This is a genomic window from Streptococcus infantis, from assembly GCF_019929575.1.
GTDB classification, from domain to species: Bacteria; Bacillota; Bacilli; order Lactobacillales; family Streptococcaceae; genus Streptococcus; species Streptococcus infantis_L.
Genome location: NZ_JAHZPU010000011.1, coordinates 35,769 through 56,044, shown reverse-complemented (window position 1 = coordinate 56,044; position 20,276 = coordinate 35,769). Strand labels below are relative to the sequence as shown.

At 39.4% G+C, this 20,276-nt stretch carries 25 protein-coding genes; 6 read left to right on the top strand and 19 right to left on the bottom strand.

What is annotated here, in order from left to right; genetic code table 11:
* Positions 1–155 precede the first annotated feature (155 nt).
* The 6 genes from K1I67_RS05385 to K1I67_RS05360 all read right to left on the bottom strand — a co-directional run bounded on the left by K1I67_RS05385 (position 156) and on the right by K1I67_RS05360 (position 4,202).
* Positions 156–1,382: an MFS transporter gene (locus K1I67_RS05385; RefSeq protein WP_223339147.1), complete on the bottom strand. Its 1,227-nt coding sequence runs from the start codon at positions 1,380–1,382 to the stop codon at positions 156–158.
* Complete coding sequence (locus K1I67_RS05380; protein WP_223339146.1) at positions 1,382–1,561, bottom strand: hypothetical protein; 180 nt, start codon at positions 1,559–1,561, stop codon at positions 1,382–1,384. The genes K1I67_RS05385 and K1I67_RS05380 overlap by 1 nt, the downstream gene beginning before the upstream one ends.
* A gap of 221 nt (positions 1,562–1,782) precedes the next feature.
* Positions 1,783–2,451, bottom strand: a complete 669-nt coding sequence (locus K1I67_RS05375; RefSeq protein WP_223339145.1) for a CPBP family intramembrane glutamic endopeptidase — start codon at positions 2,449–2,451, stop codon at positions 1,783–1,785.
* Positions 2,452–2,462: 11 nt separating this feature from the next.
* Positions 2,463–3,140, bottom strand: a complete 678-nt coding sequence (locus K1I67_RS05370; RefSeq protein ID WP_223339144.1) for a CPBP family intramembrane glutamic endopeptidase — start codon at positions 3,138–3,140, stop codon at positions 2,463–2,465.
* A 123-nt stretch (positions 3,141–3,263) separates the two neighbouring features.
* Positions 3,264–3,932: a CPBP family intramembrane glutamic endopeptidase gene (locus K1I67_RS05365; RefSeq protein WP_223339143.1), complete on the bottom strand. Its 669-nt coding sequence runs from the start codon at positions 3,930–3,932 to the stop codon at positions 3,264–3,266.
* Positions 3,933–3,998: 66 nt separating this feature from the next.
* Positions 3,999–4,202, bottom strand: a complete 204-nt coding sequence (locus K1I67_RS05360) for a peptide pheromone VP1 (protein WP_223336193.1) — start codon at positions 4,200–4,202, stop codon at positions 3,999–4,001.
* Between the two features lie 397 nt (positions 4,203–4,599).
* Here K1I67_RS05360 and K1I67_RS05355 point away from each other — a divergent pair, with 397 nt between their 5' ends.
* Positions 4,600–4,932 (top strand): hypothetical protein, encoded by a 333-nt coding sequence (locus K1I67_RS05355; RefSeq protein ID WP_223339142.1) that lies wholly within the window; start codon positions 4,600–4,602, stop codon positions 4,930–4,932.
* A gap of 29 nt (positions 4,933–4,961) precedes the next feature.
* Here K1I67_RS05355 and K1I67_RS05350 read toward each other — a convergent pair whose 3' ends face one another.
* The 4 genes from K1I67_RS05350 to tsaB form a co-directional block, all read right to left on the bottom strand.
* The gene (locus tag K1I67_RS05350; protein WP_223339141.1) at positions 4,962–5,555 is read right to left on the bottom strand and encodes a VanZ family protein; all 594 of its coding nucleotides are present in this window, start codon (positions 5,553–5,555) and stop codon (positions 4,962–4,964) included.
* Positions 5,556–5,676: 121 nt separating this feature from the next.
* Positions 5,677–6,687 (bottom strand): tRNA (adenosine(37)-N6)-threonylcarbamoyltransferase complex transferase subunit TsaD, encoded by a 1,011-nt coding sequence (tsaD, locus tag K1I67_RS05345; protein ID WP_223339140.1) that lies wholly within the window; start codon positions 6,685–6,687, stop codon positions 5,677–5,679.
* Positions 6,677–7,114, bottom strand: coding sequence for a ribosomal protein S18-alanine N-acetyltransferase (gene rimI / locus K1I67_RS05340; protein WP_223339139.1), 438 nt, complete (start codon positions 7,112–7,114; stop codon positions 6,677–6,679). The genes tsaD and rimI overlap by 11 nt, the downstream gene beginning before the upstream one ends.
* Complete coding sequence (gene tsaB, locus K1I67_RS05335) at positions 7,111–7,794, bottom strand: tRNA (adenosine(37)-N6)-threonylcarbamoyltransferase complex dimerization subunit type 1 TsaB (protein WP_223339138.1); 684 nt, start codon at positions 7,792–7,794, stop codon at positions 7,111–7,113. The genes rimI and tsaB overlap by 4 nt, the downstream gene beginning before the upstream one ends.
* Before the next feature lie 172 nt (positions 7,795–7,966).
* Here tsaB and cibA point away from each other — a divergent pair, with 172 nt between their 5' ends.
* Positions 7,967–8,149 carry a fratricide two-peptide bacteriocin subunit CibA gene (cibA, locus tag K1I67_RS05330; RefSeq protein ID WP_045762528.1) on the top strand — a complete coding sequence of 61 codons (183 nt, stop codon included), beginning with the start codon at positions 7,967–7,969 and terminating at the stop codon, positions 8,147–8,149.
* Between the two features lies 1 nt (position 8,150).
* The gene (cibB, locus tag K1I67_RS05325) at positions 8,151–8,294 is read left to right on the top strand and encodes a fratricide two-peptide bacteriocin subunit CibB (protein ID WP_049531151.1); all 144 of its coding nucleotides are present in this window, start codon (positions 8,151–8,153) and stop codon (positions 8,292–8,294) included.
* A 368-nt stretch (positions 8,295–8,662) separates the two neighbouring features.
* On the opposite strand, the gene K1I67_RS05320 is transcribed toward cibB, so the two are convergent.
* Positions 8,663–8,869, bottom strand: coding sequence for a hypothetical protein (locus tag K1I67_RS05320; RefSeq protein ID WP_223339137.1), 207 nt, complete (start codon positions 8,867–8,869; stop codon positions 8,663–8,665).
* Between the two features lie 399 nt (positions 8,870–9,268).
* Between K1I67_RS05320 and K1I67_RS05315 the strand changes: the two genes are divergently transcribed.
* Both K1I67_RS05315 and rnjA read left to right on the top strand, forming a co-directional pair.
* Entirely contained in the window at positions 9,269–9,502 is a 234-nt protein-coding gene (locus tag K1I67_RS05315; RefSeq protein ID WP_000639587.1) for a DNA-dependent RNA polymerase subunit epsilon, read from the top strand.
* A gap of 1 nt (position 9,503) precedes the next feature.
* Positions 9,504–11,183 carry a ribonuclease J1 gene (gene rnjA / locus K1I67_RS05310; protein WP_045762525.1) on the top strand — a complete coding sequence of 560 codons (1,680 nt, stop codon included), beginning with the start codon at positions 9,504–9,506 and terminating at the stop codon, positions 11,181–11,183.
* Positions 11,184–11,224: 41 nt separating this feature from the next.
* On the opposite strand, the gene K1I67_RS05305 is transcribed toward rnjA, so the two are convergent.
* From K1I67_RS05305 to K1I67_RS05270, 8 genes are all read right to left on the bottom strand, one after another.
* Positions 11,225–12,262, bottom strand: a complete 1,038-nt coding sequence (locus K1I67_RS05305) for an aldose epimerase family protein (RefSeq protein ID WP_223339136.1) — start codon at positions 12,260–12,262, stop codon at positions 11,225–11,227.
* Positions 12,263–12,408: 146 nt separating this feature from the next.
* Positions 12,409–13,404 carry a tagatose-bisphosphate aldolase gene (gene lacD / locus K1I67_RS05300; protein ID WP_223339135.1) on the bottom strand — a complete coding sequence of 332 codons (996 nt, stop codon included), beginning with the start codon at positions 13,402–13,404 and terminating at the stop codon, positions 12,409–12,411.
* A 10-nt stretch (positions 13,405–13,414) separates the two neighbouring features.
* Entirely contained in the window at positions 13,415–14,581 is a 1,167-nt protein-coding gene (locus K1I67_RS05295; RefSeq protein ID WP_223339134.1) for an SIS domain-containing protein, read from the bottom strand.
* Positions 14,582–14,805: 224 nt separating this feature from the next.
* Positions 14,806–15,210 (bottom strand): PTS sugar transporter subunit IIA, encoded by a 405-nt coding sequence (locus tag K1I67_RS05290; protein ID WP_000167443.1) that lies wholly within the window; start codon positions 15,208–15,210, stop codon positions 14,806–14,808.
* A 3-nt stretch (positions 15,211–15,213) separates the two neighbouring features.
* A complete protein-coding gene (locus K1I67_RS05285; protein WP_000185292.1) occupies positions 15,214–16,035 on the bottom strand; it encodes a PTS system mannose/fructose/sorbose family transporter subunit IID in 822 nt (273 codons plus the stop codon).
* Complete coding sequence (locus K1I67_RS05280; protein WP_223339133.1) at positions 16,022–16,927, bottom strand: PTS mannose/fructose/sorbose/N-acetylgalactosamine transporter subunit IIC; 906 nt, start codon at positions 16,925–16,927, stop codon at positions 16,022–16,024. Before K1I67_RS05280 ends, K1I67_RS05285 begins: the two co-directional genes overlap by 14 nt.
* Positions 16,928–16,953: 26 nt before the next feature.
* A complete protein-coding gene (locus K1I67_RS05275; RefSeq protein ID WP_070458000.1) occupies positions 16,954–17,430 on the bottom strand; it encodes a PTS system mannose/fructose/N-acetylgalactosamine-transporter subunit IIB in 477 nt (158 codons plus the stop codon).
* Positions 17,427–19,214, bottom strand: coding sequence for a glycoside hydrolase family 35 protein (locus K1I67_RS05270; RefSeq protein WP_223339132.1), 1,788 nt, complete (start codon positions 19,212–19,214; stop codon positions 17,427–17,429). Before K1I67_RS05270 ends, K1I67_RS05275 begins: the two co-directional genes overlap by 4 nt.
* A gap of 334 nt (positions 19,215–19,548) precedes the next feature.
* Between K1I67_RS05270 and K1I67_RS05265 the strand changes: the two genes are divergently transcribed.
* On the top strand, positions 19,549–20,265 hold the full coding sequence (locus tag K1I67_RS05265) for a GntR family transcriptional regulator (protein ID WP_223339131.1): 717 nt from the start codon (positions 19,549–19,551) through the stop codon (positions 20,263–20,265).
* The last annotated feature ends 11 nt before the right edge of the window (positions 20,266–20,276 follow it).

Here is a 20,276-nt window from a genome sequence, read left to right as displayed (position 1 = left end):
TCAGCTCAAACAGCTTGAAAGATACTCGCTTAATCAGAGGAACAACTTTGTTGCACTTGACTTGACAATTGGGGAATAGAAAAAAGTCTGCTGATTGACCAGAACAGAAAAAGACTGGGAGGCCAGTCTCAAACACATATTATACAAATTCTCCGTTAAATACTTTCACGAATATTCAAGAGCATGACAAAGGCAACTAGAAGGAATAGCGATAAAACAGAGCTAACTGCCAGAGTTCCAAAGCTAGTAGCAATGGTTACCAAAGCTATTGTAAATAAGCTAGGTAAAACAACCGTAATGGCGCCAATAGAGGATTGAACTGCTCCCATTGACTCCTCAGGTATTTGTTTAAAAACGAGTTCCTGTAGTCGAGGAGAGAGAACACCTGCAAAGAAGGCATCCAAAGCACTAAAGATGAGAATCCAGTCAAAACGAACTATCGCAAAGCCAACTAAAAGGAGTAATTGGATGGCAAGTGAGGCATATAGAGCTAGTTTTATGGAAATTGTATTTTTCAGATAGCCACTCACAAAACTTCCGACAATAAGGGCTGCTAATTCCAGAGTGGAAAGCAAGGCAAGAGATTGACCTGTTTGTAAATTCAAAAAGGGCTGATTCCTTAAAAACAGAGTAGAAACAGGAACTGTAACATTTATCACTGCTTGACTAATAGAGATAATAAACAAAACTAAGAGCACCTGATTCATATTCCATATCAATTTAGATGATTGGAATAAGTGCTGGCAAAAGGATTTTACAGAGAGTCCTTCTTGATAGCTAATAGTTTTTTCTACTTTCAAGAGATCATTTTTTATGAAAAGGATACCTACAAATGCGATTAGAAAGGTAAGAGCGTTTAGTAAGGAAATAAACTGGATGGATAGAATACCTAGTAAGACTCCTCCTAGAATATTACTGATTGTTTTCACTAAACTAACAGTTGACTGTTTAAATCCAATAGCTTCTGCCAGATATTCTTGCCCAATAATTCTAATGAAAATCGGAGTGAGCATGGCACCTGAAAAATAACTCAATGTATCAGACAAGAGGTTAATCAGACAAATAAATGCTACTAATAGCAAGGAAAAGGACTGCCCTGAAAGCGACAAGGACACTATAGAGTAAAGCAAAAATTTTGCAAAACTAATAACTGTATATTTCCAAACACGATGATGTTGAAAATCAGCCAAAACTCCCAGAAAGATTTGTAGAACTTGAGGAAGGGTTTCTGAAATCGTGATGAGTAAAATCGCCAAAGGTGCAAAAGAGGCATCTGCCACATAATTCAAAAAGGCCAGATAAAAAATCGTATCCCCAACCGTTGAAATCCACTGGTTGATGGTTAATTGTCTAAAATCTCTATTTTGAAGAAATACTTTCATCACAACTCCTTTTTAAATTCAAATGGGAATCTTTTCCCAAGGATAGACCAATAAATCCCTAGATTTCCGATACCAAAATCAAATAATGTATCTGAACTTTCTTCACATTCAAATACCAAAATACCATTTTTATCTCTTTTGGATCTACTTAATAAAAACTCAATCACATTCTCACTCACATTTAAATTATCCTGATAGTTTAGAGTTTGCAACAAACTGGATAAACCATGACAATAACAACTTGACTGAATAAGATTGAATTTGAAAGCAAGTTATTGAAACCTTGAAATTATTTTTGAATACCTTTTGTCATATAATAATTCAAAATAAAGTAAGATCCCTGAAGTTCCTTCGCACCACGATGGGGACTTATCCCTTTATTTATGATTCTTAAAATCCACTAAAATAACAAAGGCAGAATTTGACCAATGGCATTATTAACTATATGAAGTCCAATAGGCCAATAAATAGACTTTGTCACTCTAAAAAAGACTGCCATTATTAGACCACCACCCATATATACGAAAAAGTCTGTCAAGACCCAACCATGACTACTGATATGCAAGATTCCAAATAAAGCAGCCGAACCAAGCACATCCAGTCCCCACTTCTTCCCTTTTTCCAGAGCTGTCATCACCAATCCACGATAGATCATCTCTTCAAAAATGGGACCTGCAATCACTGGATAGAAAAAATACATCAAAAATGCCGTAGCGCCTGTAAAAGTCGGAGCAGCGAGTTGGTAAGCAAGTCCATTTTGGGTAGGTGGGAATAGGAAAAATTTAATGAAATTCCAAATAAATAAAGCAAGAAAAGCTAAAAAAGAATAGAAAAGATAGGACCCTTTAAATTTTCTACTGTTGATTTGTTGCCATTTTCCTGCCTGAACCATTGCAATAAACGCAAACAGAACCACAAGGAAGTTCAACATCATATCCGAAAAATAATAGCCAAATTTAGATAGACCAGCAGTAAAATCATTGTTTAAAACCAGACCACTGAAGTACTGGTAAACAATGACAAGTAAAATGGCTACAAAAAAGTAGTAGTGTGAGATTATCTTTTTCATATATCACCCTTCTAAAATCCAAACACCAATAAACTAACAATGAATAAGAAGGTATTCCATGAAGCATGTAAAGCTATGGCCCAATAAATAGAGCGTGTATAGCGAAACATCATGCAAAATATCAAGCCCATTACAAAGTAGAGTATGAAATCTGTCGTTATCCAACCATGCTGTAAAACATGCATAGCGCCAAATATGGCAGCAGAAACAAGAACATCAATATAGTAGTTTTTAAATTTAGACAAGCTTGTCATCAAAAAACCACGACACACGATTTCTTCTGCTACAGGTGCGATAATGCAAGTATAAACTATCCGCGTAATAAAATAGCTAATTCCTGTCAAACTGGTGGCTACTTCCACTACTGTACTTCCATTTTGCGTACGAGGAAAGATACGAGTTGCTAGATTTGCCCACACAAATAATAAGAAAAAAGAAAGAAAGAAAACACCTAGGTAAGACCAACGAAACTGGAAACGACCATACTCTTTCCAATGTTCACTTTTGACAAAAATAATTGTAGATACAGTTCCCAGGATAAGTACTAATAAAACCTGAAACACATAGTAGATCTCATCAGACAAAGCTACAGTAAAATCTAAGTCTGGTATGACATTAAAAATGAGGTAATAGATCAAAAGCAACAAGCCAGTTGCTAGGTGAAATTTCATTTCTTTCATTTTCTTCATTTAATCAACTCCTATAGTATTCTATCTTCTACTACGCTTAAACAACTCAACTGATGGATCTACAGCCCAAGCAAAAGCACCACGATGAGGACTCATCCCTTGATTTATGATTCTCAAAATCCTCTAAAACAGCAAAGGAAGTATATGCCCGATACCGTTATAGACTATATGCAGTCCAATAGGCCAATAAATCGACTTTGTCACTCTAAATAAGACTGCAAATATGAGACCGCCACCCATATAGAAGACAAAGTCTGTCAAGATCCAGCCATGACTACTAATGTGCAAGATTCCAAATAATATAGCTGATCCGAGTACATCCAGCCCCCATTTCTTTCCTTTTTCCAGAGCGGTCATCACCAACCCACGATAAATCATCTCTTCAAAAATGGGTCCCGCAATCACAGGATAGAAAAAATACATCAAAAATGCCGTAGCTCCTGTAAAAGTAGGAACAGCGAGTTGATAAGAAATTTCATTTTTGGTAGGTGGGAAAAGAAAAAAGGTGACGAAATTCCAAATAACAAAAGCAAGAAGAGCTAGGAAGGAATAAAAAAGATAGGACCCTTTAAACTTTCTACTGTTGATTTTCTGCCATTTCCCTGACCAAACCATCACAAGCAAAGCAAGCAGAACCACAAAAAAATTCAATATCATATCCGACAAATAATAGGTAAAGTCAGATAGACCAGTAACAAGGTCGCTGCGTAAAACTAGACCACTGAACTTCTGGTCAGCAATAACTAGTAGAAAAGCTATAATAAAGTAGTGGCGTGAGATTATCTTTTTCATTCTATTTTCTCCTATACTATGAAATAAAGACAGCCCCTACCCAAGAAAAGGCAAGGGCTTTGTATATTAATAACGTCGGCGGTCAGAATCAGAGTCAGGTTTATCGTTAAAATTTTTCTTCCAGAAATTAGTGATTGACCAAGGTGTCCCGAAACCTCCCCAATTTCCTCCGCCTGGGATAATGGCAGTATTGATAAGCTCTCCTCCACGAACTGTTTCCAACTCTGCTTCTGTCAATTCCATTGTTTCTGCAACTTGTAAATTCAACACATTTACACTCCTTCATTATTTTATTTGTAAACCACTTCTGCGACCTAGGATTTGCTTCAAGTGCTTTACAAGGACAGTATAACACGGAGATCAGTCTATTTTAAAAAATCGCATATTTGACATTTTTTCTCTCAGAAATTTCACATTTGAGATTTTCACAGATTTGATTATTTTTCTGATAAAGTCAATAAATCAAGTTCTAGTTTCGTATAAAGTTTATTATAAAAATGTTCAATTTGAATTATTTTCTAATAAACCTAACTTTAGATAAATTTGACAAATAATTTATTACATGATACAATGAAAGCGTAAACATATACATTTAACTAGAACGTGGGGGGAATCCATGAAAAAACTCATTAAATCTATTGCCGTTCTGTCTTTCGGTGCATTGTTTATGACAAGCATTGTACATGCCGCAACAGTTATAACCTATGATGGTGAAGGAATCCGGGGGATTCGGTCTGTACAATCTTGGTCAACCAATTCTAAACGTAGATATACAATACATCATAATCAAAGACCAAATCCAGGAAGTAGTGGAGTAGGTTTTAAAGTATCTGTTATGACTAGGTCTTGGATTGGTGGTTCCACTCATGCATCTTCAGTCTTTTATGGACGTACGTACGGTTCTTTTTCCGTTGATTTAAATCCTGGAACATATGGTCTTTATTTCAATACAACTTCTCGAGGTTCTTATGATATTTGGGGAAGTGTTACAACTCCATAACATATGAAAAGATAACTAAGTATTTTTAGTTATCTTTTTATTGTCTGAATAATTTTTTTCCCAATTTTGCTGTCATAAATCATATTCCCAATAATAAAACCAATGGTATTTGTAAATATATCTCCAACATCAAAAAAACCAAGATGGAATATATATTGTATAACTTCTAAACTAACGACTCCAAAGAAGAAAATACTTATATTTTTGTATTTGAATCCAAACAACGCTCCAAGAGGAATAAAAATCAGGATATTTAGCAAAGGTACTTTAGAATCTATAAAAATAGAATCTTTTATAAACGATATTAAATTAAGATTAATCCCCTGTATACCAAGATTTTTAAAAAGTAATGAATAGAGCAATACAAAAAAATAAAGCAAATATATTATTTTTACAAGACGGATATCTAATTTATGTGTATATAGAGAGCGAACTATTGTAAATAAAATAAATGATATAATTAAAATAGCAAACAATGGTCTCCAAAAATCAACACCACTTTCAGGAAATCCAAAAATTGAAGTAAAATAAAAATATAAATACTCCATAAAAAACCATCTGCATACTAAAAATGAAATAATAAAATTAACTAAATCTAAAACATGGATAAATATTTTTTTCATGATGTGCCCCTTTCAAAATATATTATATCATATTTTTACATAATAGTTTTATTTTTAACAACTTGATTTTTACTTTTGTATTTATCTATTTAACCAAAAAAGCCAGCTTCAAGCTGACTCCTTATTCTAGAGTATCAAAGGCGAGGCTTGGTTTGGCATTGAGATCCAAACCTGCGAAGTTTTCTTTGTTCCACTCGCTGACACTGGCATAGGCGATCATGCCTGCATTGTCTCCGCAGAGGCGCAAGGGCGGAATGATAACCTTGACATCTGTGATTTCAGCTGCCAGGCGTTCTCTGAGGCCTTTATTAGCAGCCACGCCACCTGCTACGACTAGTGTTTTGACAGGATATTTTTCCAAGGCTTTCTTGGTTTTTGCCATGAGAATATCCATGACCGCTGCTTGGAAGGAGGCTGATAAATCTTCCTTGGACAAGCTTTCTCCCTTTTGCTCGGCATTGTGGTGAAGATTGATAAAAGCAGACTTCAACCCTGAGAAGGAAAACTCCAGATTGTCTTCCTTGATCATGGCACGTGGGAAGTCATAAATATCCCGCCCCTGATGGGCCAACTCGTCAATCTCACGTCCTGCTGGATAGGTCAAGCCCATGACGCGACCGACCTTGTCATAGGCCTCACCAACTGCATCATCTCGTGTCTCCCCGACAATCTTGTAATCTCCAGCTTCACTAACGTAAACCAACTCTGTATGTCCACCACTGACAAGTAAGGCTAAAAGAGGAAACTCTAAGTTTTCCACGCTCTGAGCTGCCATGAGGTGCCCCGCCATGTGGTTGACAGGGATCAGGGGCAAACCATGAGCCCAGGCAAAGGCCTTGGCTGCGGCCAAGCCAACCAAGAGGGCTCCAACTAAACCAGGTCCATAAGTAACGGCCACGGCTGTCACGTCCTCTTCTGTAATTCCTGCTTCTGCTAGCGCCTCCTCGGTACAGGCGGTGATAACCTCGACATGGTGGCGACTAGCTACTTCTGGCACTACGCCTCCAAAGCGTTTGTGACTCTCAATTTGACTCGCAATGACATTGGATAAGAGCTCGTCATCGTTTTTCAAGACGGCAACACTAGTCTCATCACAGGATGTCTCAAATGCTAAAATATATCTATCCTTCATCTATTTCTCTCTTCATGATGATGGCGTCCTCGACTGGGTCATGGTAGTAGGCCTTGCGCTCAGCGATGACCGCCATTTTTTCTTTCTTGTAAAATGCTTGCGCTCGTTGATTTGACTTCCTGACTTCGAGGAAAACTTCCTTATCTGTCGGTAATTGAGCAAATAAGGCTGACGCAATTCCCTGACCCTGATAGGTTCCTTTGACAGCGATTTGCAGGACTTCTGCTTCAAATAAATTTTCCTGAACGGCTAAAAAACCAATCACTTCTATCCCATCGTAGGCTAAAGCATACCAGGTCTGGTCTTGGGACAGGTCTGCTTGGATTTGTTCCAAAGTCCAAGGACTGACTGGGTATACATCTGCCATAACAGCATAGATGACTTGAGCCAGGTCAGGTTGTTGCTGAATTCGTTTGATTTCAATCATAGGCGCTTAATGTAGGATTCTCCAGACTCAGTGTGATTCTTGAGCCAGTTTTCCTCAGCTTCGACACGCTTGAGATAGTTTGGCACAAAGTCGTGCAAGGAGTCTGCTTCCTTGTCCCAAGCCCAGAGGGCTAGGTTAGCTGCATTTGGCAAGGTTTCTTGGTAGTTGGCTTGTGGCAGTTGTTCTTGAATCTGCTCCACAAAGGCTCCCACTTCACCGACAAAAGTGACTTGTTCAGCATCCTTGACTTGCTCCAAGACTTCTGCAAAGGACAGATGCGCCTCTGGAAAGACAGGCTGGGCATTTTCATAAAACCCTGCGTAAACATTGTTGCGACGCGCATCCATCAAAGGTACTACAAGACCTACTTGCTGGCTTGGTACCAGAGCCAAAAGGCTAGACATCCCCACTAACTCAATGTTCAGGGTATGAGCCAAGGTCTTGGCAGTTGCTACCGCGATTCGCAAACCTGTGTAGCTACCTGGCCCCTCTGCTACAACGATTCGATCCAAATCTTTAGGCGTCAAATCTAGACTAGCCATCAAAAAATCGATGGCAGGCATAAGGGTAATACTGTGGTTTTTCTTGATATTGATCGTGGTCTCGGCAAGAAGCTGTTTGTCCTCTAAAATAGCGAGAGAAAGAGCCTTGCTAGACGTATCAAATGCTAATACTTTCATAACACATTCCTATCTTTTTGTCTGTTTACTATTATACTACAAAAGAAGGCACATGGGAATTTTCTTTGTTTTGAAACAAAAATCATGGTGAAAAGAAATCTTCAAATAGATCGCAACTTTTTACCTTCATTTCCGAATATAAAAGTGAACAAGAAAAAAGGAGGAAAGTTCAATGACAAATTTCGAAAATATTGACAATCAATTTGTATCGCTATCTGAAAATGAATTATCAGATATTGATGGTGGTCTCGCTCCCTTGGTTGTATTTGGAGTAGCAGTATCTTGGAAAGCCATTGCTGGCGGCACAGCACTTGTAGGCTCTGGATTAGCAGCTGGTTATTTTTTAGGAGGTTAGTATGATTAAAGATTTAGACAAATATCGTGAAATTTCTAATAAAGAATTGCAAGAAATCAAGGGTGGTTTTGGTGTAGGTGTTGGTATAGCTTTATTTATGGCAGCTTACACCATTGGAAAAGATCTCCGTAAAAAGTTTGGATAAGTCATGCTAGATAAAAGACACATTTTTAGAAGGATGAATTTTATTTTCTTCATCTCTTACAGTTTGATCAGTATTCTCAACGATTTAAACATTACGACTATACCATTGCCAATTGATTTATCTGTTTGTATTGTTTTATTTTTATGCTTCAACTCTATTTTTGAACAGAACAATCAGTACTGTAAAAATAAGGATAGGGCCTGAAAATATAACCTTTGTTTGAGGGAAAAATGGACACCGAATTTGAAAAATCCACCCTATCTTAATAGTTGGGGTGGATTTTTTGTGTAGCTGAGTTCGCTATTTTTTATAACCTATTTTAAAGATAGGCATTCGTTCAATCAGCAGATATAAATAAACAACTGAAGCTAAGCATTCAAACCAAAGTAAAATACAAGCCAGACCATATAGGTTACAAGAAGGAGGAAAATGGAATACAGTGTTACAAAGAGAATTTTCCAGTGTAAAGCTGTTTTCCTATGTTCTAGCCGAACAAATAGTAGATTGCCACCGTAAACACAAGCAACAAAAACAGCAAATATCAAGAGACGAATCGCGATAGCTAGTTGAAACATAGAGAGCCTCCTTTCTCCAATTCTAAAGGCAAATATTTCAAAATCATCATCTAACGAAAAGGAGCCCAAGCAGTTGTAGCAGTATGTAGAATTTCCATCCAAATAGGTGAAACACAAAATCAAGCATAGCTAGTCCTCCTTAATCAAGAAAAACCTCTTTTCTAACTTTATTATAGCACTTGCATCTGATGGCTTCAAATACTTTTACAAGGTATAATGAAACCCATTTCAAGCTCCTTACTTTCATGTTTCCTGCTTTTACTAATTCCCCTTTTTATGTTATAATTGAGATAATTGTAACGAATCAAGGTCAATAAAGACAAAAAATGAACTGGAATCAAACCAGCTTCAAACTGAGCATTTTTGAATATAGCTGACCTGAAAGCAGAAAGGAAACATATGATTTACAAAGTTTTTTATCAAGAAACAAAAGAACGCAGCCCACGTCGTGAAACAACACGCTCACTATACTTAGACATCGATGCTAGTTCAGAACTTGAAGGACGTATTGCTGCTCGCCAACTTGTCGAAGAAAATCGTCCAGAATATAATATCGAGTATATCGAACTCTTGTCTGACAAATTGCTAGACTACGAAAAAGAAACTGGCGCATTCGAAATTACGGAGTTCTAATATGGCCTACACTCTTAAACCAGAAGAAGTCGGCGTTTTTGCCATTGGTGGTCTAGGAGAAATCGGTAAAAATACATACGGAATCGAATATCAAGACGAAATTATCATCGTTGATGCAGGGATTAAATTCCCTGAGGATGACCTGCTTGGTATCGACTACGTTATCCCTGATTACTCTTATATTGTAGAAAATATCGACCGCGTCAAGGCTCTCTTGATTACACACGGACACGAGGACCATATCGGAGGGATTCCTTTCTTGCTCAAGCAAGCAAACATCCCTATCTATGCTGGTCCACTGGCCCTTGCATTAATCCGTGGAAAACTCGAAGAGCATGGACTTTTGCGTAATGCTACACTTCACGAAATCAACCACAACACGGAGTTGACCTTTAAAAACCTTAAAGCAACTTTCTTTAGAACAACCCACTCGATTCCAGAGCCATTGGGAATCGTCATCCATACCCCTCAAGGGAAAATCGTCTGTACGGGAGATTTCAAGTTTGACTTTACACCAGTTGGGGAACCTGCAGACTTGCACCGCATGGCAGCGCTAGGTGAAGACGGAGTGCTTTGCTTACTCTCTGACTCGACCAATGCTGAAGTGCCAACCTTTACAAACTCTGAAAAGGTTGTCGGCCAGTCGATCATGAAGATTATCCAAGGTATCGAAGGACGTATCATCTTTGCATCCTTTGCCTCAAATATCTTCCGTCTCCAACAAGCAACGGAAGCTGCTGTTAAGACTGGTCGTAAAATCGCTGTCTTTGGGCGCTCTATGGAAAAGGCCATTGTCAACGGGATTGAACTTGGCTACATCAAGGCACCTAAGGGAACCTTTATCGAGCCAAATGAAATTAAAGATTACCCTGCGGGTGAGATTCTTATCCTTTGTACGGGAAGTCAGGGTGAACCTATGGCCGCTCTCTCACGTATCGCTAACGGAACCCACCGTCAAGTGCAACTCCAACCTGGCGATACCGTTATCTTCTCATCTAGCCCAATTCCAGGAAATACCACCAGCGTTAACAAGCTGATTAACATCATTTCTGAAGCTGGTGTTGAAGTTATCCATGGTAAGATTAACAACATCCATACATCTGGACACGGTGGCCAGCAAGAGCAAAAACTCATGCTCCGCCTCATCAAGCCAAAATACTTCATGCCTGTTCACGGTGAATATCGCATGCAGAAAGTCCACGCTGGACTTGCCGTAGATACTGGCGTAGAGAAGGACAATATCTTTATCATGAGTAATGGTGATGTGCTTGCCCTCACTGCAAACTCTGCCCGTATCGCAGGCCATTTCAATGCTCAGGATATCTACGTCGATGGCAATCGTATCGGCGAAATCGGTGCAGCTGTGCTTAAAGATCGTCGCGATCTATCTGAAGATGGTGTTGTACTGGCTGTCGCAACCGTTGACTTCAAGTCTCAGATGATCCTATCTGGACCAGATATTCTCAGCCGTGGATTTGTCTACATGAGAGAGTCTGGTGACTTGATTCGCCAAAGCCAACGTATCCTTTTCAATGCTATTCGTATCGCTTTGAAAAACAAAGATGCCAGCGTCCAGTCTGTCAATGGCGCTATCGTAAATGCCATTCGACCATTCCTTTATGAAAATACGGAACGTGAACCAATCATCATTCCGATGATTCTCACACCAGATGAAGAATAATAAAAAATTCTCTGAAATCCTATGACTTCAGAGAATTTTTATTATTTAACAACGATTTCGTAACGTGTTTTGCTTGTGAAAGTTTCACCTGCTTTGAGGATAACTTGATCTTTCAGGTCACTATGAATAGCATCTGGTAAAGCTTGCGCCTCAAGAGCAATCCCATTATGTTGAATCATTGGTTGACCAGCGATAATGACACTCTCATCCACAAAGTTAGCGGTGTAGACTACAAAGCAAGGTGCTTCTGTCTTGAAGAGCAGGAAGCGACCTGATCCTTGGTCATAGAGGAAACCAGCATTATCATGTCCTGCAGGAAGAGCAAATGGATGGTCCAATCCAGATACGAGTTGAATCTGTTCATCTTCGTCTGCAAAGATATCTTTCAACAAGGCACCATTGTAGATATGTTTGACCACATCACGGTTAGCATCTGGGGTTTTAGCTGGGACACCGTCAGGAGCGATTGGATAGATACCCTCTGTATTCAGTTGGAAAACATGGCGGTCAACTGTCTGAGTGAAATCACCTGACAAGTTAAAGTAGCTATGATTGGTTGGATTAACCAAGGTATCCTGGTCCGTCGTCACCTTATAGCTAACTTCGTAGGCACCACTTTCTTCCAAGTTGTAGCTAATCCAGATCTTAAGATTTCCAGGGAAACCTCCAGTCCCGTCTGCTCTTTCTGTGTAAAGAGTCAAACCATGATCATTCACTTCGACTAGCTCAAACAAGCTAGAATCCCAACCAGTTGAGCCACTGTGGTTACAGTTGCTAGCATTGTTAACTTCGAGTTCATAGGTCTTCCCATTGAGTTCAAATGTTGCACCTGCGATACGACCTGCAACTGGACCTACACTTGCTCCATGTTTAGGGCTATTGCCCACATAGCTTTCAAAATCATCAAAACCAAGAATAACATTGGCAAAATTGCCAGCCTTATCTGGAGTTACATAGCGTAGAATTGTGGCTCCATAAGTCATGATTTCCAGTTGATAACCTGCCTCCGTTTCAAAACGGTAAGCGAGGACATCCTTGCCATCAACTTTCCCAAATACACGTTCTGTGTATGCTTTCATCCTTCTCTCCTTTTTCTATTTCAATTAAGTAAACAAACCATAGAAAGCGCATTCACGTTCTATGGTTTTATTGTATGATTTACAGACACCTTTGTCAAGAAACCATAAATATTTTCTTAACAAAAGTAGTTCCTTCTATTTCTGTTCTATGCTTCTACACGTTCAGTCCATGAAGTAGCTGTTGTTTGAAGTACTTTATTGAGTTCATCAATGTTTTCAAATCCTGTTGTACGAAGCCATTCGCGAGCTGCCGCTTCACCATCTTTGATGTAAGCTTCAACTGATCCAGCCCATGTAGCACGTCCACAAAGAACTCCGTTGAAGTTTGCGCCTGATTCGTGGGCAAAGACAAGTGTCTCTTGGAAAAGTTTAGCTGATACACCTGCACTCAAGTAGATGTATGGAAGGTTAGTTGCTTCGTCTTGAGCTTTGAAGAAAGCAGCTGCTTCTTCGCGTGTATGAACGATTTCGCCATCGCCAAATCCTTCAACGTATTTCACGTTAACTGGAACTTCTACTTTCAAGACATCGATGTTAAAACGTGAGTCTGAGAAGACCTTCATAGCACCGATAACCTTGTGAGGTTTCACTTTAGCGTATTCAGCAGAACCTGCATCCGCAATCTTTTCATCGTAAGCAAGGATTTCAAGGAAGAATGGAATATCCTCTGCCACACACTCAGAACCAATACGTTCGATGTAGGCTTGTTTTTGTTGGTTAAGTTCGTCAGCGCTGTCTACATCATAGTAAAGCAAGAACTTAACAGCATCTGCACCTTGTTCTTTGATACGTTTTGCAGACCAAACATTCAAGCAGTCTGGCAAGCGTTTTGTACTTGTTGTATCGTATCCAGTTTTCTCATAAGCAAGGAGAAGACCAGCATTTGGATCAAGAGCTTTAGTAGCAGGAAGTCCATACTCAGGGTCAAGAAGCATAGATGAAGCGTATTTCGTCAATTCATCTGCTACCAAGACTTTTAATTCTTCCATTTGAGCTACTGTTGGCTCTTCTGTTTGGTATTGAGCCATAAGGCGTTTCAAAGCACCACGTTGGTCAAAGGCAAGAGCTGAGATGATACCATTCTCATCAGAGAGTTTTTGCATGCAAGCAAGTTTATTGGGGCTTAATGTTAATTTACTCATAGATTCTTCCTTATTTTTCAAACTCGTGAATAATGACACCTTGAACAACACGGTTCACTGTACCTGTTGGTGATGGTGTATCAGGTCTGTTTCCAACCTTAAGCGAAGTCAAAAGTGCAAATAATTGACCGTAAACGATGTAAGGGAAAACACGGTAAACATCATTCAAAACGCCACCGCAGCCAAGCGCTACTTCCTTCACATTCTCAAGTCCAAAGGCTTGATCGCTTAAAAGCACAACGCGACGGGCAATTTGATCCCCAGCAACTTCACGAACCAAGTCCAAGTCATACTTACGAGTATAATCTGTTGTAGTACCGAAGACCAAAACTACAGTATCTTCATTGATAAGAGATTTTGGACCGTGACGGAAGCCGACTGGACTTTCATACATAGTCGCAACTTGACCAGCAGTCAATTCCAAAATTTTCAGTTGTGCTTCATGAGCAAGTCCGAAGAATGGACCTGCACCTAGATAAATCACACGATTAAAGTCTAGGTCAACCAACTCTTTGACATCTGCTACATTGTCAAGAACTTTGCGAGCAAGACTAGAAAGCACTTCAAATCGTTCAACTTTAACAGCAAATTCTGTTGGATCAAATACCAAAAGTGCGGTCAACATCATTGAAGTGAAGCTTGAAGTCATGGCAAAGCCAGCATCGTTAGAAGCAGCTGGTTGCAAGAGCAAGAGGTTGCGGTCATCACCATGTGCTTGGAGAGCTAATTTTCCTTCAGCAGCACAGGTGATGGTCACTTGATAAAGTTCATCAACCAAGGCCTTAGCCAAATCAACTGTTGCTACACTCTCAGGTGAGTTCCCGCTTCGTGCAAATGACACCAAAACAGTCGCCACATCTTTTTTCAAATAAGTTTGTGGATTTGCTACGATATCAGTTGTCGCAATAGCATTGAAATTCCATTTACGTTCGTCATAGACTTCCTTGAAGTAAGGAACCAAGGTATCACCTACATAAGCTGAAGTACCAGCACCAGTCAAGATAACTTTAATGTAGTCATGTTTATCTGCAATGCCTTGCAAGAAGGCTGCAATTTCATCACGTCGTTCTTGATAAGCTTCAAAAGCTTCTTTCCAAACATCTGGTTGTTGGTAGATTTCGCGTGTTGTGATTTCTGCCCCCAACTCAAGCAATTCTTCTTTTGTATAATCTAGCATTGAGTCCCTCTAATCTATTATTATATTGTTTTTTATTTAAAATATGGGAATGGGAGTAAGTCCCATTCCCATTTATATTCTATATAAAATGCTCTAACGATTTTCACGTTGTCACATCGTATACTCAATGAAAATCAAAGAGCAAACTAGGAAGCTAGCCGAAGGCTGTACTCGAGTACAGCAAGGCGAAGCTGACGTGGTTTGAATTTGATTTTTGAAGAGTATTATTCATCTTCATCGTCATCGAAGCTTGCCAATAGATCATTAACTTTGACAATGCTCTCTGAAGCACGACTCTTATAATCTGCATCAGCGCCAGTTAGGCTTGCATTGATAAATTCAATCACCATTGGAAGATTCATTCCTGCATAAAGTTCGATATCACGACCTTCCATAATCAGACGGCTCACCACGTTACATGGTGTTCCACCAAGGAGGTCAGCAAAGACTAGGAAATCATCCAAACCTTCGACAGCTGCTTCAAATTTCGCAGTGAAATCTTCTGGTCCATCTTCTGGAAGAAGAGCTACCGCATGAATGTTGTCTTGTGGACCCATAATCATTTCTGTGCTACCTTTAAGTTCTTCACAAAAACGTCCATGGCTCACTAAAATCAATGATTTCGTCATAAATTATGCGCCCATTCCAAGCAAGAATTTTCCGATGAATGAAAGTCCAACTGCAAGAGCAATAATAATACCGATTGCTTTTGTAGAGTTCATACCTTTCTTACCAAGCAACCAGAAGATGAATGCTGTGAAGATTGCTGGAAGCAAGCGTGGGAAGATTGAGTTCAAGATGTCTTGGAAGTCAATCATTTTCTCACCGATTGGCAATTTGTATGAAATTTCAAAGTTGATCATTGTTGCTACAAGAGCACCCATCATGAACACACCAAGTACAGATGCAGCTTCAATCAAAGCTGTCAAAGTGCTCTGCATGTTGTTGATAAGGTTAACCCCTTCTTTGTATGCAAATTCCAACTGTTTCCAACGGAAGATGTCATACGCTACTGCAACTGCGATCCAAAGGAAGATACCCCAAGGTTGACCAGCGATAGCCATTGTTGCAGCGATAGATCCCATGATAGCAGGTACAAGTGAACCAAAGATAGTATCTCCAAGAGGAGCGAATGGTCCCATCAAACCAGTCTTGATACCGTTAACCGCATCTTTTGAACCAACGCCATCTTTTTCTTCCATGGCAAGGTCAAAACCAGCGATGATTGTGTGGAAGAATGGTGAAGTGTTGAAGAATTGAGTATGAACTTTCATCATTTCTTTCAACTCAGGAGTTCCATCTCCATACATTTTACGCAATTGTGGCAAGATCATGTAAAGGTAACCTGATGCTTGCATACGTTCGTAGTTCCATCCCAATTGGAAAGTGAACAAGCTACGTTTGTTAATTTGATTAAAATCTTCTTTTGTTAATTTGTAATTAGAATTCGTCATCTTCAATTTCCCCACTTTCTGATGGTGTAGAAGGTGCTGCTACAGCAACTTTTTGGCTGTTCTTGAAGTGAACAACTGCAAGGAAGATACCCACGATAGAGATACCGATCATAGACAATCCTTTGAAGTTGTTAGCAAAGCCAATTTTTTCAGCAACGTCAGCAGGAAGAGTGCCAATGAGACCAGCAACTGCTCCACCAAGACCTGTTACGTATGAGTAAAGTACAGTCAACATAGCTGTCAAACCGAATCCCATAGCAAGGTAGTGAAGGTTACGTTTAACTGGAAGGTAACGAAGCAAGATAGCGAATCCAAGACCTGGAAGCATACGACCTGCAAGAGTCAAACCGTCTGCAACCCATTGGTATTCTTTAACAAGGTTTACAACACCTTGTACGAATTCTCCACCAAAAGCAAGGGCGAAGAATACTGGAAGGGCACGAGAAGCAGCCCATGGAAGCGCACCAAGAAGGTAGTTACGTTCGATTGCTTTATAGTCAAAGCGTTCGATCGCAGCATCAATACGGTGTGCGAAGAATGTAGTAGTCATACGACCAAGTACGTCGAAGTAAGTCAAAAGTGCCGCTACTGGTACAGCGATTGTAGTGATCGCAAGGTCAGTTTCAACACCTTGTGAAACTGAGAAAGCAGTCGCAAGAACCGCACCAGAAGTTGCGTCGATACGAGAAGCACCACCAAAGGTACCTACCCCAAGTACGAACAACTGCAAGCTACCACCGATAAACAAACCAGTTGTCAAATCTCCCATGACTAAACCAGTAATGAAACCAGCGAATACAGGGGAACCTGCAGAAGAAACGATCGTCAACTCATCACAGATTTGATAAGCTGAGTACAAAGTGAGAAGTAAAATTTGCCACCATTGTATCATAACAATGACCTCCTAAAAATTTTTTCCTATTTTAATAAGCTCAAAAAGTCTGAAACTGGATCATTTGGAACCATTTGAGCAGTAAGTTTAACACCTTTTTCCGCCAATTTGTGGAAATCTTCTACGTCTTTATCTACAACGTTGATTGAACGTGTGATCGCACGTGTTTCTGGTGTTTGAGACATGTTGCCGACATTGACTGTTTCAAGCGGTACGCCTGCTTCAACCAAACCAAGGAAACGGTCAGGTTTGCGTGCTACAATCAAGAGACGTTGGCTGTCATATTTTCCAGCAAGGATATTGGCTGCAGCTTTTTCAACTGGCAAAATGCTAAGTTTTACACCTGGTGGTGTTGCAAGTTTCAATCCGCTCTTTTCAACATCGTTGTTAACAACTTCATTGTCAACGACCATGATACGTGAAACATTAAGTTTAGCAGACCAAAGGTTTGCTACTTGTCCGTGGATCAAACGTCCATCGATACGGCATCCTACAATTGTCATAAATTTTCCCCCTTTATATGTTTTAGTGTAGGTTTACGAGTTAAGTGTATGTGATCTTTATACTCCCCTTCAGTTTCAAAGATAATGATGCGGTTAGCACCTTCCTTGAGATAGCTGTGCGGAATATAGAGCGATAAGGTTGGACCAACATTCCAGAAACGTCCGAGATGATGGCCATTGACATAGGCAATACCTTTACCAAACTCAGATAGTTCTAAGTAGGTGTCCTTCGGTGCCTCAACTTCAAAATCATAGGCGTAAAAGGCAGGCTGTCCTTCTGTCCATCCTTTTGAAAAATCAATCTTTTCAGGATTATCAAGTGGAAGTGGATAGTGTTCCCAGTTCAGCATGAAGTGTAGGTCTTTGCAGACACCTGTACGAATCCCTTTCCGTTGTGTATCTGCTAGGAACTTATGCCCGTAATTGACACGCCCCATATTTTCTACCAGGATATCAAAACGAGAGAGCGCTTTCTTTTTTCCTTGATAGAAGATATCTTCACCAATTTCAGTCTGGTACTGAGTTACAACCCATTTACCATCTACGAATAGCTGAGCTCTGTCTCGACCATCAATGATGCGGATGCGTTCTTCTTCTGCATCCCAACTAGCTTCTGTACGATAGAGAAGGTAGCCATAGCTTTGTCCCAACTCTTCCATTTTCTTAGGATAGAGGCTTTTAGTTGGACTTGCTAAACTATCCAAGGTTTCAAATAGAGAAACTTTCTCAACCAGTGGAATGTTTTCGACTTCCATACTCTCTTTGTAAAGTGGCTCTAATTGTGGATACTCAGGATAGTAAGTCGCCATCATTTCCTTAACTGCCATGTATTTAGCAGTTGGATTCCCAGCTTCATTAAGGAGAGCGTCGTAATCATAAGATGTTACTTGTGGTAAGTCAATAGTTCCTCGAGCTGAACAACCATTCATAAAACCAAAGTTGGTTCCACCGTGGAACATGTAAAGGTTGATAGAACCTTGCTCTAGAACCTCGTGAACAGCTTCTGCCAACTCTTCTGGCTCACGCGTGATGACTGGCTCTTTCCAACGATTAAACCATCCATCCCAGAATTCCATACACATGAGTGGCCATTTCTTACCATACTCATCAAAGAACTCTTGCATTTGCGAGAAGTTGAAGTTAGCTTTCGAGCCAAAGTTCCCTGTCACAAAGAGATCATCTTCAATCAAGGTACCAGCTTTCAGAGTTGCTCGCCATGGACCATCAGATGTAAAGAGCGGACAAGTCACTGAACGTTCTTCCATCAATCGGCGAATCTCACGCAAGTAGGTCTTATCCTCACCGTATGAACCGTACTCATTTTCAACCTGCATCATGAGGATGTTACCACCATTTTCCAACAATCTCGAAACAAGACGTGGAAGTAAATGATCGTAGTAGCGTCCTACCATTTCTACAAAGGCTGGATCAGAAGAACGGATTCGCATGTCTTTAGTTAAAAGCCATGCTGGTAAACCACCAAACTCCCACTCTGCACAGATAAAGGGAGATGGTCGTACAATAGCATACAAACCTAAGTCCTGAGCTGTCTGAAGAAATTTTTCAATATTAAGATTGCCTTCAAAATTGAAGTTTCCTTCAGTTGGCTCATGCAAATTCCAAGCGACGTATGTTTCAACAGTGTTGAAACCTAAAGCCTTGAGATTATACAATGAATGATACCAATCATCTTCAGGAATTCTAAAATAATGAATGGCACCAGATAAAATTTTGAATGGTTTCCCATCTAGGTAAAAATCATCCTCAATTTTAAATCTCGTCATTTTACCACCCCATACTTTTTCCGTTTGCGCTTTCATTTGTTGTTATATTAAATGATAAACTAATGAAGCCATCTTGTCAATAGATTTTTTAAAAATTATTTAAAATTTTTCTTTTTTTTACTGAATTGTTTTCTAAAATTCTTGTAAAACATTATTTATATTAAATTTTTCTGGCCTAAATTACTTGATTTCATGAATTTTTACTAGTAAAACATATATAAGTCAATCACTTAGTCTATTATTTTATATTTTTATACTATAATACTATCAACTATCATTTTCAAACTATTTATGGTAGAATCGAAGATAGAGAAGGAAAAAATGAGGTGAAAATATGGCAATTCCAAAGTATCAATATATCAAAGATGAATTGAAAAACAAAATCATTTCAGGTCAATTCGCTAGTGGAGATAAGTTCTACACGGAAGCAGAATTGATTGCGATGTATGATGTAAGTTCAATCACTGTTGTTCGCGCCTTAAACGACCTTGCTAAAGACGGCTATATTGTCCGCCAACAAGGAAAGGGAACCTTTGTGGCTCGCGCTCGCAAGCACAAACTTGTAGAATTTTCTGATGTAGAAATTTTTGAAACCAAGGACGATAAAGTCACTGTTCTTTCTATTGAGCGTGGGAACAATCTTAACTACTTAGAAAAATTAGGCTTACGTGGCGATCAATTTTATTACAAAATCGAACGTATCCGTGAATCTAACGGTGTTACTTATATCTACCACACATCTTATATCCCTGAACAATACATCAATGCAAACTATCCAAATCTAGAATATTATAGTTCTATCTATAATCGTTTCAAATTAGACTACCACATTCACATGAATGACGAGCATTTTGAAGAAATCAATGAAATTGTATTTCCGACTCCAGAACATGCTGCTTCTATCCTAGGAATCGACTCCCAGTTCCCAACTGTTCTCCAAACCAAGACAACTAAGCTTGAATCAACTGGTCAAGTGTTGGAATACATTGAAACTTATAAACGTTCTGATTTCTATAAAATTAAATTTATCTCATGTGATCGCGATCACTAAACATTAAAAAG